This window comes from Phaeobacter sp. HS011 (assembly GCF_018101215.1).
Taxonomy (GTDB): domain Bacteria; phylum Pseudomonadota; class Alphaproteobacteria; order Rhodobacterales; family Rhodobacteraceae; genus Phaeobacter; species Phaeobacter inhibens.
Window position 1 is genome coordinate 164,851 of record NZ_JAGEUF010000007.1, and the last position, 16,890, is coordinate 181,740.

Below are 16,890 nucleotides of genomic sequence, written 5' to 3' on the forward strand. Positions count from 1 at the left end.
GACCGGCCAACAGGCTAAAAGGGCGCGAACCTTGGATGCGGAAATAGCCCGTTAGGGGGTTGTGCACAGGTTGTCCCATAAATCCGTTTCATATGGCTTGACCCTGCACGCGATTCCTCCTAAATGCATCCAACCAGTTTTCGGGCGCAGCCAATGGCCGCGCCCCTTGTAATTTGGTGCTCGATTCGAACCATGATCAACGGGCGCCCCAGATACGAAGGATGAACCTATGTCGCGCCGTTGCGAATTGACCGGAAAAGGCCCGATGACTGGCAACAATGTCAGCCACGCCAACAACAAAACCAAGCGTCGCTTTCTGCCGAACCTGAACGACGTTACGCTGCAGTCCGAGACCCTGAACCGTGGCATCAAGCTGCGCATCTCGGCCGCCGCACTGCGCACCGTTGATCACCGTGGTGGTCTGGACGCGTTCCTGGCCAAAGCCAAGGATGACGAGCTGTCCAACACCGCGCTGAAGGTGAAAAAAGAGATTGCCAAGGCACAAGCCGCCGAGGCCTGATCGCCAAACCCGGCCCACAAAGGGTAGGGTTCAGAATTCAAAAACGCCGTGCATGACCTCATGCGCGGCGTTTTCTTTTTGGCGATGGGGCAGGGGCGGAACTGACCCGTAGCATGTGCCTTTGCCTGCGTCGCTTTTTCGCCTTGCGGTGGCGTGGCCACGGGCGCATATCTCGCCTTGGGATGAATGTTCTTCGATCATATCTGGCGCTTGCCCTGATCGTGCTGATGGCCCTCACGGGTATCAGCGCTCAGGCGGGTATGCGCGATGCTGCGGGGCAGATGGTGATCTGCACCGGCACTGGTCCGGTGATGGTCTATATCGACAGCGACGGCCAGCCGGTGTCGCCACCGATGGAGTGTCCCGAGTGTCTGACCTTCGTCGCGGATCTGGGGCTGGCGTTGCCTGTCTTGGGGCACAGCACCCTGCCGCAAAAGCTGCCGCGTGACCTGACGCAGCGCACTGAGATCCTGCCCGTGGTACGGCTGACCGCCTTTGCCCGTGGGCCACCGGAACTGGGACTATACCGCGCGGTGTGACCGCGCTGTTTCCGACCCAAATTCCAAAGCCTACGTATCAAGGATCAAAAATCATGACCTTCAAGACCACTATCGCCGCCACCTTCGCCGCCCTCAGCTTTGCCACTGCGGGCTTTGCCGCTGACGTCACCGTGACGGATTCCTATGCGCGGGTATCCTCCAAGGCGGCCAAGAGCGGCGCTGCCTTTATGATGATCGAAAACGCCACCGGCAGCGATGACCGGCTGATCGACGCGCGCAGCGATGCAGCCAAAATGGTGCAGCTGCATACCCATAAAGAAGGCGAAAACGGCGTCATGCAGATGCTGCACGTTGAGGAAGGCTTTGCCATTCCCGCAGGCGACACCCATATGCTGCAGCGTGGCGGCGACCACGTGATGCTGATGGGGCTGACAAAATCGCTGGAACATGGTGACGCCATCGACCTGACGCTGGTGTTCGAGAAGGCCGGTGAGGTCACCGTGACCGTCCCCGTCGATCTGGAGCGCAAGCCCGATCACGGCGCGATGAAACACTCCCACTGACCGTCCATCTGATCTGCAACCAGATCAATCAACCTTTGGCCAATCCGCGCTCTGTTGCATGGGTTGGCCATTTTCTTTTGCCGCAGCCGCGTTACGGTACATCTCTCAATTGGCGCCGGATGGCGGCGCGATCTCGAAAGGCAGTGATCATGGCGCAGAACATCCTCTTTGTCTGTCTTGGCAATATCTGCCGCTCTCCGGCGGCTGAAGGCGTATTCCGTGCGCTGTGCCCAGAGGTGGAAACCGACAGCGCGGGCACCGCTGGCTACCATGTGGGGTCACCGCCCTATGGTGCGATGCAGGCCGCAGCCAAGGCGCGCGGAATTGACCTATCAGACCTGCGCGCGCGCCAGTTCACCCCGCAGGATTTCGCCCGCTTTGATCTGATCATCGCAATGGATGGGGATAATCTGGCGACTATCGAAGCGCAGCGCCCGGAGGGGGCCACGACGCCAGTCAAGCTGTTCACCGATTACGCGCCGGGGCAGGGCGCCGATCACGTCCCCGACCCCTATTACACCCGCGATTTTGAGGGGTGTCTTGATCTGATCGAAGCCGCCGCGGGTGGTCTGGCCAAGACGCTGCGCTAGGCGCTGACCTCAGCCGGGGCTTTGGTCTTCCAGCACCTTCAGATCCCCGGCCAGCCAGGGCAGGCGCTGCACCGCAGGATCAATCATATGCCCTTGTACCAGCCGCCGCATGGTCTGCGCCACGTCGCGCGGCACCCGGTCGGCCCAATCGGCGCTGGAAAACAGCGAAATCCGCCGCGAAAACGCGCCAAAGGGTAGCGGGAAGGCCTCTATCTCATCATGGAACCGCGCCGCCCGCATATAGCCCAGCGGGGTGGTGATCGCCCAGCCGATCCGTCGCGCCACCAGTGCCATCAGCGACAGATGGGAGCCGATCTCAAACCGTTCCTCAAACAGCAGTTTCTGCCGCGCCAGATGCGCCTCGATCTGCTGCGAGATCAACTGGCTGCCCTCATAGCGCAGGAACGGCAGCGCGTTGAGAATATCCTGCTCCGCCTCTGGTTTGCGCAACATGCCGCGCGGCGCCACCAGCATGAACGGATCCTGCACCAGCGGGTATTCGGTGATCCCCTCGCGCAGGGCCCCCGATGTGGCCGCCACCGCGATATGCAGCTCGCGCGCGTCCAGCGCGTCCAGAATGTCGTGACTGGAGGCGGTGATCATCTTGAAGCGGCAATTGACCAGGCTCTCGGCCAATGTCGTGGCCAGACGCGGGGTCAGATCATTGTCAAAATCGTCAATCAGCCCGATGGACAGCGTCGACAGGTGGTTGAGATCAACCACGCTCAATTCGCTCTGCGCCAGCCGCAGCTCGGTCAGCACCGCCTCGGTCCGGGCCAGGAAATTGCGCCCCGCCGGGGTCAGCACCATCGGGCGGCGACCATGGTTGACCAGTTCCGCCCCCAGTGCGCTTTCCAGATTGCGCAGCTGCTGGCTGACCGCAGGCTGGCTCAGCCCGGTGAGTGCGGCGGTCTGCGCCACCGACCCGGTTTTGGCCAGCGCTTCGAACACCTCAAGCCCGCGCAGCGTCACCCCTTTCATCAACATATCTGCGGTCCTGCCTGATGTTGCGGGCGCGGGTCTGCGTCCCGTCGATGGGAAAGGGGAGGGGCGATGCGCATCGTCTACTCAGCTGCGCTCTGTGTTGGCGCCGGCCTGCGGGGCGTCTTGTTCGACGTCCTCCGGGTGCCGGGTTGGATGCGACTGCACCAACCCCGCCGCATCGGATCAGCTGCAAACGCGTGCGGCATTCTCGCCAAAGGATTTGTAGCGCTTCCACAGCCGTTCATCCGAGCTGCGGCTCGACTGGCGCACGACTTGGGCCTGATGCGGATCGCTGAACCATTTGGAAACGGTCTTGCGCTCACTGCGGTTGAGGCTGGCGTTGGCCACCGACTGAATGCAGCGACACAGCGAGGGTGAGGCGGCGGTGCGGTCCGACTGGCGGCAGGCTTTCTCGATCGCGCCGGCACCGGCGGGGGCGGGCATCACCCCGGTGATCATCACGGCGCATAGCGTGGCAGTCAGCAGTAGCTTCATCTTCATTGTCCCTAGAAATCTGCAAGTGCTCTGATCTGAGCGGGTCTGTTGCCCGCACTTGCCGGGACTATGCCGCAAGCGGCGGAGGCTTTCAATCTAGGTAAACGGCTGGTTAGCCCTCGGCGGAAACCCGCCAATGGGTGTTTGTCGCGGCCAGACAGGGACGCGCCGCACTGGCCCGTCCTGCGCCGGGCGCGGTCGGGTGTATCGCCCGCAGCCGATGGCGGGCGCCAAGGGTCATCTGGCGCGCGTCAGGACTGGTTTGGCCCGCGCAGGGACAGGATCATCTGACGCACAGACTTCCAGTCCTCGGCTTCGGCGGTTTTGCCAGCCTCCTGACAGCGCCGCATCTTTTGCGCCACTTCGGCCTCGGCCTTGTCCCCATGCGCTGAGTAGAGCGCACGGGCATATTCAGCAGTTCTGATGGCATCCATTTCGGTGTCCTCCTGAGCAGTGATATCCCCCGCAGCGGGGGCGCGCGTCTCGCGGAATGGCCGCAGTATAGCGTATTTTCGACCCGCCCGCAGGAGGCCAGACGAATTTGCGGCGTTTTGGCGGTGCGGGGAGGGCAAGCGCGGTTTGACCTTGCGGCCGGCGGGTGGCCTGTTCAGAGGACACCGAGCAGATGCAGGCCAATTTGTACGAGTTCAAGCAACTTGGGGCCAAAATTGACCCCTGCCGCAATCACACTGCCACCTACCAAGCCAGCGAGTTGCACTGTCTTTCGAGTGTCGCTGTCAAACCATTCCGCACCTTTGCGTGTGAACGTGTCATACTGATCTTTCAACAAAGCCATCTTGGAAATACGGCTGAACACCCGCGTTGCAGCATCCGCGCCGGGCAAAGGGGGCGCGCCATTTGCCAGCGGCAACGTGGCATCGTTGATCAGTTCTGGAATATCCTGCGCGAAATCTTCTGCAAGCTCAGCCTCGCTGATCGCTGTAAGGATGGGCAAGGCTTCTTCCAGCACCTGCTTTTCCTCAGCTGCAAGCGTTTGGAACGCCTGCCTTGCAAGCTGTTCGCGGTTCGCCGCGACCTCAGAATGATTGACCCGAATGCCGCGCACGCCTTCCTCTACAGTGTGGAGAAGGGCGTGGTTATCCTCATTCGGCGGAAGCTCTCTGGTCTCAATTAATTGCCGCCGCAGGCTGCCGGCGACTGTTGTCAGCGTCAGCTCCGCGTTCTGCGGGTCGTCCCTGTATTTGGTCAGCACCCGGTTGAGCTTTTTCACATCGCCCGAACGGTCCGACAGCCCGTTATGGCCGCCAAGGCAATCTTCCAGCGCGTCGCCGATCTGCGACAGAAGAGCGGACATATAAGACGCGTTCTCCACCGGGGTGGGCACCGCGCGGAACTTGCCAGTCTCCGGGTTCAGCTCGATGGTCTCAGCCATCGGCAGTTTTTCAGCGAGGAACTCGGCTTCGATGCGTTCAATCTCGTCGGCGACGGCTTCGGGGGTATTCCAAACTTCGTCATCTATGAGAGCAATTCTTTTCTGGAGTTCCCAGTCGAGAGGCTTTCCTGCCAACACACCCTGGTACCATTGCCGCCAAAACTGCCATTTGGGGTCGGAGAGTTTACCTCCTGAAAAGCAGTTGGAAGTCCTCTTCGTGATTGTTTCAGCGAGGGTAACTGTGTCGACAGCGAAAAGTGGTATCAGGTCTGGCTTTTGGAAGTCACCGCTCTCTTCAAGTCTGACATCTTCTTCCACAGCACGAATAGCGTCTTTGGTTACGGTGGAGTTCCAGTTCGCTTGAAGCAGATCGTCGAGGGTTTTATGGTCTGCACGATTGGTTTCTCGGTCGTGTGCAGATACGCTTTGCATCAAAGAAACATGGTCGTCACCGTCTGCGAAATTTGAAAGCGCAGACAAACCGTCAAATGCTTGATGGCTGCTTGACCAGAACAAGCTCCCGACGAACATGGGGCCGTCGGGGTTGTAGTATCCACCATCGCCAAGCAAGGTGGGCGGGTGCTTCATAGGTTGGCCCTTTACGACGCCACACCATACGGTCAAAGCCAAGCGGAAGACCTCCAGTGTAACGGACTCAGAGTCCAACACTTCTCGATCAAAGCCGCCCGAATGGCTATCCTCGGGGTGGTCGTCGAAAACTACTGGGAGAGCTCTTAGAGCTGCTCGAAGAGTGACTAGTTCCGACCTGTTGCTTAAGGTTTTGAGGAGGCTCTCGTTTTCGTCCATGGTGAATGCCTAGAAGTTATAATGCTTAGTTTGGCAGTTTACGTGTCAGGATCTCACACGCCCGCTTGACCAAACCCCAAAACCAAATCATATCCCCTTGCATGACAGACCTCGCTCACATCCGCAATTTCTCCATCGTCGCCCATATCGACCATGGCAAATCCACCCTCGCTGACCGGCTCATTCAGGAGACCGGAACGGTTGAGGACCGCGATATGAAGGAGCAGCTGCTCGACTCCATGGATATCGAGCGCGAGCGCGGCATCACCATCAAGGCCAACACCGTCCGCATCGACTACAAGGCCGATGACGGCGAGACCTATGTCCTGAACCTGATCGACACCCCCGGTCACGTCGATTTCGCCTATGAGGTCTCCCGCTCCATGCGCGCGGTCGAAGGCTCGCTCTTGGTGGTCGACAGCTCGCAAGGGGTCGAGGCGCAGACGCTGGCCAATGTCTATCACGCGCTGGACGCCGACCATGAAATCGTCCCGGTGCTGAACAAGATCGACCTGCCGGCCTCTGACTGTGATCGCGTCGCCGAACAGATCGAGGATGTGATCGGCATCGATGCCTCCGAGGCGATCCGGGTCTCCGCCAAAACCGGGCAGGGCATCCGCGAGACGCTGGAGGCCATTGTCCAGCACCTCCCCGCGCCGACGGGCACCCGCGACGCCCCGCTGAAGGCGATGCTGGTGGACAGCTGGTATGACGCCTATCTCGGCGTGATCGTTCTGGTCCGCATTATGGACGGCGTCTTGAAAAAGGGCATGCGGGTGAAGTTCATGTCGAACAACACCCTGCACCATGTGGACCGCATCGGCGTGTTCCGCCCGGCCATGCAGGTGGTGGACCAGCTGGAACCGGGCGAGATCGGCTTCCTCACCGCGTCTATCAAACAGGTGCGCGACACCCGCGTCGGCGACACCATCACCAATGACCGCAACGGCACCGAGGTCGCGCTGCCGGGCTTCAAACCGGCGCAGCCCGTGGTGTTCTGCGGTCTCTTCCCGGTGGACTCGGCCGAATTTGAAGACCTGCGCGACGCCATCGACAAGCTGGCGCTGAATGACGCGTCTTTCTCCTTTGAAATGGAAACCTCCGCCGCGCTTGGCTTTGGTTTTCGCTGCGGGTTCCTTGGTCTGTTGCACCTTGAGGTGATCCGCGACCGGATTGAGCGCGAATATAATATCGAACTCATCACCACCGCGCCCTCCGTGGTCTACCATGTCTATATGAAGGGCAAGGACGGCGAAACGGGCGAGATGATGGACCTTCACAACCCGGCCGACATGCCCGATATGTCGAAGGTGGACCACATTCAGGAACCCCGCATCAAGGCGACCATTCTGGTGCCCGATGAATACCTCGGCGACGTGCTGAAACTCTGTCAGGACCGTCGCGGCATTCAGGAAGACCTCACCTACGCCGGCTCCCGCGCCATGGTGGTCTATGACCTGCCGCTGAACGAGGTGGTGTTTGACTTCTACGACCGGTTGAAATCGGTGACCAAGGGCTATGCCTCCTTCGACTACCAGATGACCGGCTACCGCGAGGACAATCTGGTCAAGATGTCGGTGCTGGTCAACGACGAGCCGGTGGACGCGCTGTCGATGATGGTGCACCGCGACCGGGCCGAGATGCGCGGCCGCGCCATGTGCGAAAAGCTCAAGGACCTGATCCCGCGCCACATGTTCAAGATCCCGATCCAGGCCGCCATCGGCGGCAAGGTGATCGCGCGCGAGACCCTCTCCGCCCTGCGCAAGGACGTGACCGCCAAATGCTACGGCGGCGACGCGACGCGTAAGCGCAAGCTCTTGGACAAGCAGAAAGCGGGCAAGAAGAAGATGCGCCAGTTCGGCAAGGTCGACATCCCGCAAGAGGCGTTTATTTCCGCCCTCAAAATGGACAGCTGAAGCTGGCCATTTTTGAGGGACGGCGGGGATGCGCACTTGGCGCAGCCAATTGCTTGCCCGCGCCCCAGCGTTCTGCGGCGGAAACGAGACCTATTCAAACAGTTGCAAGACGGGGCTTCGGCCCCGTTTTCTATTCCGGCGATTGCCAAGTCCCGCCCGGCCAAAAGGCCGGGCAGCGCCCGATCCGCCCCTTCCCACTGGCGGGCTGACTTTGGAGTTTGAGGAGATGGATTGTAGGCGTTACTTATCGTTGCATTGGATCAAGTCCGCGTTAAGGGTTTCATGCTGTGGTAAAGGCATGCGTGGTCCACTGAGTGCGTCACACGGCTGCTAAGTCTGCAATAAGTGCGCGAAAATCGGTCGCCAAAGTAGTGATGTCGCTTTCGACCACAGAATAGCTTGTTGAATGGGCAGCTTTGTCGCCGACTTTTTTTACAGCGAGCATGGTTTTTTCGGCACCTCTACTCAAATGGAATGCTTTTGTTTTCTTTGTCTGGGAGATTATCTCTTCCAGCCCAATGTATTGGTTGTCGCGAACGATTTCAGCTCGGGCGCCACTTTTGTTGAAAGCCCGAATTAGCAAGCATTCCATTAGTCTGCGCATCAATACTGCTGAGCAATCAAAGAAGCCTTGCTCGTATGTGCCATTCATTTGTTCGTTAAGTGAGAGTAAAAGCGTGGTTGGAGAGGGAAGGGCGGAACTTTCAAGCAGACGGTATGATATCTCTGGTTTTGTGGGGCTTAGAAATCGTGACAGCTCTCCTTTCAAGGTGTGTGCATACGCCGGGCTGACTTTTATGGGTTGCCCTTTGGGAGATGAGACTCTTCGGTCTGAGGAAAGCTTCTTTTGAAGGCGTGACCTATTGATGTTGTGCCGAATCTCTTTGCTCTCAATGAAGTTACAAATATCTCCTAGTTTAGGCGGAGCGCCTGAGCTTTCCTTTAGAAACCAGGCTACTGAGATGGCGATCTCTATTTCGCCAAACTCTTTCTCCTCAACTAGAAATGCCGCAAACCCCTCGAGATCAACCATCTGTCATTGTGGCTTTAGGAAGGTTGTGTTTTACATAATCTTTGCATTTGAAATTTGGGACAAAACACCCATCTTCGATGCTGCCGAAGGACTGTCGTGAAATCATGTTTCCAAAGGTAGCCACCAAGTTGGCAGGCGTTTTTTCATCTACAGCTTGGATGGCTGTATAAACTTCATCCGGAGAGAAGCGATCTTTCTTTGTGAGTGCTTCTAGCTTTACGCAGAGAACAGCAATAATTTCCGCTTGTGTTTTTGGGGCCTTTTCCGCGTAGAACTTCCTGAGGTCTTGCCTGTCCTGCTCTGTTAGGAGGTCGTCAATAATGGCCAGCTTGCGAACACCTGGGCCTTTCCTTTTCGGCGACTTCCTTTCGACTGGTCGGTTCTGCTTAAGGTCGTGTGCGGAGGTCTCTGCCGGTTCAGCGGCTTCCTCAAGCGGGATTGAGAGGGATGCCCTGCTAGCTGTGCTGGATTGATGCAAGGTTTGAAGCAATTCCGATGCCTTAGTTGCGGCTCGTTCAAAATCCTCTGCGTCTGCATCAATTTCGATTGTTCCAGCGAGAACATCAAGTTTCAGGGTTACTCTCGACATGCAAAGTCCTTTTTTGTAGTGGCGCTTGAAAATTTACTGTGATTGATTGGAAGAATGCAAGCGCACGTATTAAGTGCTTATGCTTCAGGTTCGGGCCCTTCTTTCCAAGTGCTGTTCCCCGCTCAGTGTTGCCTCCGCCAGTTGATCACCCATCTGGGTGAGCATTTCCGGCCGCCACTCCCTTTATCAAACCCCCCTGCGCTACTCTCCGCCCATCCGCAGCCTCTCCGCTCCAACCCGCTGAAACCGCCCCCGTTCCATGCTATCCTCAATCCCGTTCATCTGGGGAGGGGAACACCATGAAACAGCTGACTTTGGCCGCCGCGATCACCCTCTTGGCCGCGCCGCTTCTGGCCGGACAGTGCCTTGCCGATATTGCCGCCATTGACGCCGCTCTGGCGGCTGGCACCGAACTGTCGGAGGCGGATCTGGCAACGGTTCAGGAGCTGCGCGACGAGGGGCAGAGCCTGCATGACGCGGGCGATCATGATGCCTCGGTTGAGACCCTGGCTGAGGCCAAGGCGATGCTCGGCATCTGAGGCGCCGCAGGCCAAACAAAAACGCCCGGCGAGAAACCGGGCGTTTCCACATCTTTCGCATCCCGTCGTCAGAGGTTGTTCTGCACGTCCTGTGCGGCGCCGCTGATGGCTTGGCCGGCTTTCGAAATGTCGCGGCCGGCGCCTTTGGTGGTTTCGCAGGCGGTCAGGCCAAACAGCGCGCCGGTCAGGGCAAGCGTGGTGAGGGCGGTTCGGATCATCTCATGTCTCCCGTGGTCGATCTTGCCCAACAGATAGCAAGCGCGCGGCGCGCCTTCCAGTGGTTTGCAGGGCGATATATCGGCGGCATTTTCACGACCGCCATCGCCCCGGCAGACCGCCACCCACAGCGACCCCATCCCCCATATCCAGCGAGTACCACTTTGGGATAAAACCGCATAGGTTGAGTCGGGCCGATAGATTTTCGTCAGCAAAACCTGTCACCGATCCGGGGAGGACCTCTGAATGAACCACGCCGCTCAAAAGGACATACTGACACATTTGCGCAAGGGCCTGCCAGCCGTCGGTGCGCCGCTTACCGCTGATGCCAACGTGGTGCCGCTGGCCCCCCGGCGCGCCAGCCCGGCGGTGGCACAGCCGTCTGAGGCCGTGCTCAGCCGTAAATGGCTGGAGCTGCGCCGCGATATCGACTGTGCTTTGGCCCGTCTTGATGAGGGGTCATATGGCTATTGTCAGATCTGCGGCGACCGCATCAGCGACAGCCATCTGAGCACCCATCCAACCACGGCGTTCTGCGCCTCCTGCGCGGGCTGACGGCACCCTGTTGTTGCGGGGCTGGCGCCTCCAACCGGCGCCCGCAACACCCCCCCCCGCCAACGCCCTCCTGCAGACCCAATCCCCTGTGGACCCGCAGCAAGTCTCCGTGCTGCATCCCAACTCGCCCGCGCCTCCACGCGGGCGCTTTTCTTTTTGACGGTTTTCTTTGCCCGCGCGCTCCCCTACAGCAGGACCATCCTGTTCTGACCTGCCCCGATGGAGCTTTGCCGATGCCCTGCGCCCTATGTGCCGCCGAAACCCCGCTTGTGTCCTATGACGTGACCGGCGCGCCTGATGGCCAGTCCCCTGAGGTTGCGCTCTGCGAGATCTGTGCTGCGCAGGTGGCCGGAGACCTCGACCCCAATCACATGCGCTGCCTGTCTTCGGCGATGTGGTCCGAAACCCCGGCGGTTCAGGTGCTGGCGGCCCGGCTGCTGGCACGGCTGGCGGATCATGACTGGGCGCGCGACCTTGCCGATCAGCTCTGGCTGGAGGATGAGACCCGCGCCTGGGTAGAGGCTGCACCGGCAGCCAGCGCGCACCGCGACAGCAATGGCGCGCCGCTGGCGCAGGGTGATTCCGTGGTGCTGATCAAGGATCTGCCGGTCAAGGGCGCCGGCTTCACCGCCAAGCGCGGTACGGCCGTGCGCAATATCTCCCTGGTCGCTGACAATCCCGAACATATCGAAGGCCGGGTTGATGGGCAGCGCATCGTCATTCTCACCAAATTTGTGAAAAAGAAATAGGCGACCCAGCCGCCACAGGGCCCCAGAAATGCGCGCCCGCCCGTTGCCGCCCTGTCTCGGATGTGGCACAACCGAACCAACAGACTGAACAGATGAGTTTAGCATATGACTGACTTCGCCGAACGTCGCCGCATGATGGTCGACACGCAGATCCGCCCGTCGGATGTCACCAAATTCCCGATCATCGAAGCCATGCTGGCGGTGCCGCGCGAAGCCTTTGTGGCGGACGCGCAGCGCGAGGCGGCTTATGCCGATGGCAATCTGGATCTCGGCCCCGGTCGCGTGCTGCTTGAGCCGCGCACCCTGGCCAAGATCCTTGATGCGATTGATGTGCAGCCGGACGAGCTGGTGCTCGATGTGGCCTGTGGTCTGGGCTATTCCACCGCTGTGATCGCCCGCGTCGCCCAGATGGTGATCGGGGTCGAAGACGACGAGACCATGGCCTCTGAGGCGCAGGATCAGCTGTCGGCAGTTGGCGCCGACAATGCCATTGTCCACACTGGCGCGCTGGATGCCGGTGCTGCGGAACATGGCCCCTATGATGTGATGATCATTGAGGGGGGCGTGGAAACCGTGCCGGAGGCGCTGCTGGACCAGCTGAAGGATGGCGGTCGCGTGGCCGCGATCTTCATGTCCGGCGCATTGGGAGAGGTCAAAGTCGGCTATAAGAGCGGCGGCCAGATCTCCTGGCGGCTGTCGTTCAATGCCGGTGCTCCGGTGCTGCCCGGTTTTGAGGCGGCAAAGGAATTCGCTCTCTGATCTGCAGGGAGTTCACATTCGATCCGCGCTGATCCCGATTGGGGCGGATCGCAACATACAGGCGACTGACGATCCGCAGCGCCAGAGAGCAGAACGGCACTGCCGCGTCGGTGGGCCGGACCACATGAGGCTAAAGATGCGCAATAAACTGACGGCAAACCTGTTCAAGGCCTTCGTCTTCGCCGGAAGCGCAGCACTGCTGCTGGGCGCCCCGAAACAGGCGGCAGCGGACAATCTCTCCGATGCCATGATTGGGGCTTATAACACCAGCGGCCTTCTGGAACAGAACCGCGCTCTGCTGCGCGCGCAGGACGAAAACGTCGCTGTGGCCGTCGCCCGTTTGCGTCCGGTTGTGGACTGGGTGGCGCAGGCGGAACGTCGATATGTCCGCACTGGGTTTGGCAGCTTTGCCGTCTCCAATCACGATTCGTCGATTTCGACAGCGTTGGATGTTTCCTGGTTGCTGTTTGACAACGGCGTGTCCCGCCTGAACCAGATGGCGGCGCAGGAAACCGTTCTGGCCACGCGGCAGGCACTGATTGATATCGAGCAGCAGGTGTTGTTCGCTGCGGTACAGGCCTACGTCAACGTGCTGCTGCAGCAGGATACGGTGTCTTTGCGCCGCAACAACCTGCGCCTCCTGCGGGAGGAACTGCGGGCGGCCAATGACCGGTTCGAAGTCGGCGAGGTGACCCGGACCGATGTGGCGCTCGCTGAAAGCCGGGTTGCGGGCGCGCAGGCCAGCCTGATCGAAAGCCAGGGCGATCTGCTCAATGCAAAGGCAACTTATGTGCAGGCCGTCGGCCGTGAGCCGGGAACAATTGCGGGCCAGCCGCCGCTGCCTCAGCGGGTTGCCTCCTTGCAGTCTGCAGAAGCCATTGCCATGCGCAATCACCCCAGCCTGCTGACACAGCAACATGCGGTCAAAGCCGCCGATCTGAGCGCTCAGAGCGCCAGTCGTGGCCTCGGCCCGACGGTAAACTTCCGCGCCAGTGTCGGTCACGGTGAAGATCCCAGCGGCTCCGGCACAAGTGATACGTCAAGCGCAAGTGTTGTGCTCAGCCAGCGCCTCTATGCAGGCGGGGCTGTGGCTTCGGCTCGGCGCGCCAGTATCGCGCGTCTTCAGGCAGAACGCGGTGCGTTGATCACCACTCAGCGCAGTGTCGTGCAGGATGTCTCTGAGGCTTTCGTGGTGCTGGAAGCCGCACGTGCCAGCCTTGTGTCGTCCAACGAACAGGTCCGCGCCGCGCGCGTTGCCTTTGATGGTATCCGCGAGGAGGCCACCCTGGGAGCCCGCACCACGCTGGACGTTCTTGAGGCAGAGCAGGAGTTGCTGAACGCCCAGACCGCCCGTGTCCAGTCACGCGCTAATCAGGCCCTCGCAGCCTATGCGCTGTTGCAGGCGCAGGGGCTTCTGACGGCGGAACACCTAGGTCTGGCTGTCGAAATCTACGATCCGACGCTTTACTACAATCTGGTGAAGGACGCCCCGGCCCATGTCAGCCAGCGCAGCAAGGATCTGGACCGGGTCATGCGCGCCTTGGGCAAAAACTAAGGCCTCGCAAAGACAATTCTAGGGGGCTCGCCTGCGTGGGCCTCCTTAAAAACCACTTAATTCACACGGTTGTCTGGACGCAGTCAGATCGCTACACTCTATCGCAAGAGGCGAGAGTGATAAGCAAAAATGTCCGAACCGGTGACCCAAGCTGAAATTGAAGACGTCCTGTCGTCGATCCGCCGTCTGGTGAGCGAGGACAGCCGCGCATCTGGCTCCTCGCTTGGCAAGGGGGCAGAGGCCGCATTGGCTGCGCAGATCGCCAAACCCGTACCAGCGTCATCCGGCGGGCAGGGGGCTGCCGCGCCGGGATCCGCCAATGGCGCCACAAATGGCAGTAGCCAGCCGGTCACCCGTCTGGTTCTGACACCGGCGTTGCGCGTCCCGGAAAGCAAGCTGACCCCTGTTGCACCTGCGAATGCCCCTGCACCTGCGACCCCCGCCGTCGCTGAGGCGACCGCTGTGGCCGCCGCTGCGCCCGCCGATGATGATCACCGGTCTGAAGAGAGCGCCAATATCGCGTCCAGCCCGCAGGCAGATCCCTCCGGCAAAGACAGGTTTGAGGCGCTGCTGGCAGCGGATGCCATAGAATTCTGGAATGAGCCGCAGGACCTCATCGCACAGGGCATCGCCCTGCATGACAATGATCCCGGCAATGAGGATCTGGCCTTTTTCAATGGTATCGCTGCCGCCACAGCTGCCGATGAAGCCGCGGATACGCCCCCCGCTGCCGCAGCTGCCCCCGCCGCGACAGCCGCGAAGGCCGAGGTGACACTCAACAATGAGGCGCCCTGGACGGATCCCGCCGCCACGCTCTATCAGGCCGCTGCCAGCACCGATCCCGATGATATGGCGCAGGCCGAGGATCCCAATCCGCCAGCGCCCCCGGCAAAACCCACCTCTCAACTGAACCCGAAGGTCGGCGCGGTGGTGCAGAAACTGGCAGAGATGGAAGCGGCCAATACGGCCCGCCCGGTGCTCTGGGAACCTGACGGATCCCGCGACACGCCCTATGCGGGCAGTGATCTGGAAACGCTTGCCTGGGATGATCAGGACAGTGACGGCGCCGCGCACAACCAGACGGAAACCGAGGATCAGGCCCAGACTGTTGCGGATATGGCCATCACGCCCGAGGGGAGTGATACGCAGGCTGAGACACCACAGGTAAGCGCCGCGCCGCAGATCGACCTCCCAGCCCCCCAGCCGGAGTTGCATGCGCAGCTTGAGGCGCCAGCGACCGATACCGCGATTGAGGAGGTTGAGGAGAACACAAGCACCGATATCCCGGCAGCGCCAGCCGCATCCACCGCCGATGAGGTTGATCGCGACCTGCTGGAAACCTCGGTTACGGAAACCGCACTTGACGCGCTCGGCGCCCTTGGCTCCGATGAGAGCTTTCTGGATGAGCACGCCCTGCGTGAGCTGGTTTCGGAAATCGTGCGTGAGGAGCTGCAGGGCGCCCTGGGCGAGCGGATCACCCGCAATGTCCGCAAGCTGGTGCGCCGCGAAATCCACCGCGCCCTTTCCGCCCAGAACTTGCTCTGAGACCTCCGCCTCTGGCCTGACGGATCTGACGATATAGATGGTGCGGGCAGGCGTGACTGTCGGCGTTTACGCGCTGCGCACCGGTTCTGCCAGCGCCAAGAGCGCATCCAGATCCATACAGTCCTCAAGGTGATCCGCCAGCGCATCCAGCGTGGCCTCAACCCCGTTGTCATAGCCCGCGATACTCTCATGGCCGAGACCGGAGAGCACCGAGGCCCGAAACGCATCGGAGCTGAACAGCCCGTGCAGATATGAGCCTCTGACGCGACCATCCGCAGATACCGCCCCCTCTGCGCGCCCATCGATGTCCAGCCAGGCGCGGGCGCAATCAGGCCCGTTGGTACGGCCCATGTGGATCTCGTAACCGCTGACCGGCAGATTGCCATCGCGGGTCACGGCCTCTGTCAATGTCACCCGTTTTTCGCCTGCCATCACGGTATGCACATCCAACAGGCCAAGCCCGGCCACCTTGCCCGGGCGCCCATCGACGCCATCCGGATCGTCAATGGTCTGCCCCAGCATCTGATAGCCGCCGCAGAGCCCCATGACATGACCACCGCGCCTGTAATGGGCGAGGATATCAATGTCCCAACCCTGTGCCCTCAGATACGCCAGATCGCCAATGGTGGATTTGCTGCCCGGGATCAGCACCAGATCCGCATCGCCGGGCAGGGCGCGACCTGCAGGTACGATTTCAACTGTGACATTGGGTTCGGCTGCCAGCGGGTCAAGGTCGTCGAAATTTGCCATCCGCTCCAGCTGCGGCACCACAATCTTGCAGGCGCCACCGGGACGGGAAGCGATATCCATCATATCCTCGGCCGGTAGTTTCCACGCATCCCAGAACCACGGGATCACCCCCATCGAGGGCCAGCCGGTGCGTGCGGCGATGTCATCGCGACCGGCATCAAACAAGCTGCGGTCGCCGCGAAACCGGTTGACGGCAAAGCCCTTGATCCGCGCCAGATCCTGCGGCTCCAGCACCGTGTGCGTGCCGACAATCTGCGCAATCACACCACCCCGGTGGATATCGCCCACCAGAACCACCGGCACCTCTGCCGCACAGGCAAAGCCCATATTGGCGATGTCATTCTTGCGCAGGTTTGTCTCCGCAGGCGAGCCGGCGCCTTCGATCAGAACCAGATCCACATCCGCCGCCAGCCGGTGAAAACTCTCCAGGGCCGCCTCCAGCAGGCCGGTTTTGTCGCGCATGAAGGATCCCGCCGCCTGGGTGCCCCGACGCTTGCCCTGCACAATCACCTGGGCGCCGGTCTCGCTCTCGGGCTTCAGCAGTACAGGGTTCATATCCGTATGGGGCGCGCGCATGGCGGCCCGGGCCTGCAAGGCCTGTGCACGGCCAATCTCGCCGCCTTCGGGCGTCACGGCCGCATTATTGGACATGTTCTGTGGTTTGAACGGGGCCACCGACAGGCCCCGGCGCACAAAGGCACGGGCCAGCCCGGCGACGATCATTGATTTGCCGACATTGCTGCCGGTGCCTTGGATCATGATCGCCCGTGCTGTCATGGCCGCCTCTTTCGCGCAATTGGTGGTCTGGTTTCTCAACTCTCAGCCATGGCGG

Annotated in this window: 19 protein-coding genes; 11 read left to right on the forward strand and 8 right to left on the reverse strand. The window is 60.7% G+C overall.

The annotated features are described in order from the left end of the window. The first annotated feature begins 229 nt into the window (after positions 1 to 229). The 4 genes from rpmB (at position 230) to J4721_RS15030 (ending at position 2,173) form a co-directional block, all read left to right on the forward strand. A complete protein-coding gene (gene rpmB, locus J4721_RS15015) occupies positions 230 to 520 on the forward strand; it encodes a 50S ribosomal protein L28 (protein ID WP_014875324.1) in 291 nt (96 codons plus the stop codon). 182 nt (positions 521 to 702) lie between these two features. After that, the gene (locus tag J4721_RS15020; RefSeq protein ID WP_247656139.1) at positions 703 to 1,059 is read left to right on the forward strand and encodes a DUF2946 family protein; all 357 of its coding nucleotides are present in this window, start codon (positions 703 to 705) and stop codon (positions 1,057 to 1,059) included. Positions 1,060 to 1,112: 53 nt separating this feature from the next. After that, positions 1,113 to 1,583 (forward strand): copper chaperone PCu(A)C, encoded by a 471-nt coding sequence (locus J4721_RS15025; protein WP_014875322.1) that lies wholly within the window; start codon positions 1,113 to 1,115, stop codon positions 1,581 to 1,583. A gap of 149 nt (positions 1,584 to 1,732) precedes the next feature. Further along, positions 1,733 to 2,173 carry a low molecular weight protein-tyrosine-phosphatase gene (locus J4721_RS15030; protein ID WP_014875321.1) on the forward strand — a complete coding sequence of 147 codons (441 nt, stop codon included), beginning with the start codon at positions 1,733 to 1,735 and terminating at the stop codon, positions 2,171 to 2,173. A gap of 9 nt (positions 2,174 to 2,182) precedes the next feature. Here J4721_RS15030 and J4721_RS15035 read toward each other — a convergent pair whose 3' ends face one another. The 4 genes from J4721_RS15035 to J4721_RS19785 form a co-directional block, all read right to left on the reverse strand. After that, positions 2,183 to 3,160 (reverse strand): LysR family transcriptional regulator, encoded by a 978-nt coding sequence (locus tag J4721_RS15035; RefSeq protein WP_014875320.1) that lies wholly within the window; start codon positions 3,158 to 3,160, stop codon positions 2,183 to 2,185. Positions 3,161 to 3,340: 180 nt separating this feature from the next. After that, on the reverse strand, positions 3,341 to 3,652 hold the full coding sequence (locus J4721_RS15040; protein WP_014875319.1) for a hypothetical protein: 312 nt from the start codon (positions 3,650 to 3,652) through the stop codon (positions 3,341 to 3,343). A 251-nt stretch (positions 3,653 to 3,903) separates the two neighbouring features. Next, the gene (locus J4721_RS15045) at positions 3,904 to 4,086 is read right to left on the reverse strand and encodes a hypothetical protein (protein ID WP_027246833.1); all 183 of its coding nucleotides are present in this window, start codon (positions 4,084 to 4,086) and stop codon (positions 3,904 to 3,906) included. Positions 4,087 to 4,259: 173 nt separating this feature from the next. After that, positions 4,260 to 5,633 carry a hypothetical protein gene (locus tag J4721_RS19785; protein WP_247656140.1) on the reverse strand — a complete coding sequence of 458 codons (1,374 nt, stop codon included), beginning with the start codon at positions 5,631 to 5,633 and terminating at the stop codon, positions 4,260 to 4,262. A 320-nt stretch (positions 5,634 to 5,953) separates the two neighbouring features. On the opposite strand from J4721_RS19785, the gene lepA reads away from it, so the two are divergent. Next, entirely contained in the window at positions 5,954 to 7,768 is a 1,815-nt protein-coding gene (gene lepA, locus J4721_RS15055) for a translation elongation factor 4 (protein WP_211002962.1), read from the forward strand. A 319-nt stretch (positions 7,769 to 8,087) separates the two neighbouring features. Here the strand turns inward: lepA and J4721_RS15060 are convergent, their stop codons facing one another. Together J4721_RS15060 and J4721_RS15065 are read right to left on the reverse strand one after the other, a co-directional pair. Continuing rightward, positions 8,088 to 8,801: a hypothetical protein gene (locus tag J4721_RS15060; protein WP_211002961.1), complete on the reverse strand. Its 714-nt coding sequence runs from the start codon at positions 8,799 to 8,801 to the stop codon at positions 8,088 to 8,090. Further along, positions 8,794 to 9,390, reverse strand: coding sequence for a hypothetical protein (locus J4721_RS15065; protein WP_211002960.1), 597 nt, complete (start codon positions 9,388 to 9,390; stop codon positions 8,794 to 8,796). Before J4721_RS15065 ends, J4721_RS15060 begins: the two co-directional genes overlap by 8 nt. Before the next feature lie 299 nt (positions 9,391 to 9,689). On the opposite strand from J4721_RS15065, the gene J4721_RS15070 reads away from it, so the two are divergent. Further along, positions 9,690 to 9,929 carry a hypothetical protein gene (locus tag J4721_RS15070; RefSeq protein WP_211002959.1) on the forward strand — a complete coding sequence of 80 codons (240 nt, stop codon included), beginning with the start codon at positions 9,690 to 9,692 and terminating at the stop codon, positions 9,927 to 9,929. Between the two features lie 68 nt (positions 9,930 to 9,997). Here J4721_RS15070 and J4721_RS19925 read toward each other — a convergent pair whose 3' ends face one another. Beyond that, positions 9,998 to 10,285, reverse strand: a complete 288-nt coding sequence (locus tag J4721_RS19925; RefSeq protein WP_371816076.1) for an entericidin A/B family lipoprotein — start codon at positions 10,283 to 10,285, stop codon at positions 9,998 to 10,000. Between the two features lie 106 nt (positions 10,286 to 10,391). Here J4721_RS19925 and J4721_RS15080 point away from each other — a divergent pair, with 106 nt between their 5' ends. The 5 genes from J4721_RS15080 (at position 10,392) to J4721_RS15100 (ending at position 15,308) form a co-directional block, all read left to right on the forward strand. After that, positions 10,392 to 10,700 carry a hypothetical protein gene (locus J4721_RS15080; RefSeq protein WP_014880683.1) on the forward strand — a complete coding sequence of 103 codons (309 nt, stop codon included), beginning with the start codon at positions 10,392 to 10,394 and terminating at the stop codon, positions 10,698 to 10,700. Positions 10,701 to 10,933: 233 nt separating this feature from the next. Next, positions 10,934 to 11,449: an alkylphosphonate utilization protein gene (locus tag J4721_RS15085; RefSeq protein WP_014880682.1), complete on the forward strand. Its 516-nt coding sequence runs from the start codon at positions 10,934 to 10,936 to the stop codon at positions 11,447 to 11,449. 105 nt (positions 11,450 to 11,554) lie between these two features. Next, positions 11,555 to 12,208: a protein-L-isoaspartate O-methyltransferase gene (locus J4721_RS15090; protein ID WP_014875309.1), complete on the forward strand. Its 654-nt coding sequence runs from the start codon at positions 11,555 to 11,557 to the stop codon at positions 12,206 to 12,208. 136 nt (positions 12,209 to 12,344) lie between these two features. After that, positions 12,345 to 13,763, forward strand: a complete 1,419-nt coding sequence (locus J4721_RS15095; RefSeq protein ID WP_014880680.1) for a TolC family outer membrane protein — start codon at positions 12,345 to 12,347, stop codon at positions 13,761 to 13,763. A gap of 129 nt (positions 13,764 to 13,892) precedes the next feature. Further along, positions 13,893 to 15,308: a hypothetical protein gene (locus J4721_RS15100; RefSeq protein ID WP_211002958.1), complete on the forward strand. Its 1,416-nt coding sequence runs from the start codon at positions 13,893 to 13,895 to the stop codon at positions 15,306 to 15,308. Between the two features lie 66 nt (positions 15,309 to 15,374). Here the strand turns inward: J4721_RS15100 and J4721_RS15105 are convergent, their stop codons facing one another. After that, positions 15,375 to 16,835, reverse strand: coding sequence for a cobyric acid synthase (locus tag J4721_RS15105; RefSeq protein ID WP_211002957.1), 1,461 nt, complete (start codon positions 16,833 to 16,835; stop codon positions 15,375 to 15,377). Positions 16,836 to 16,890: the final 55 nt, after the last annotated feature.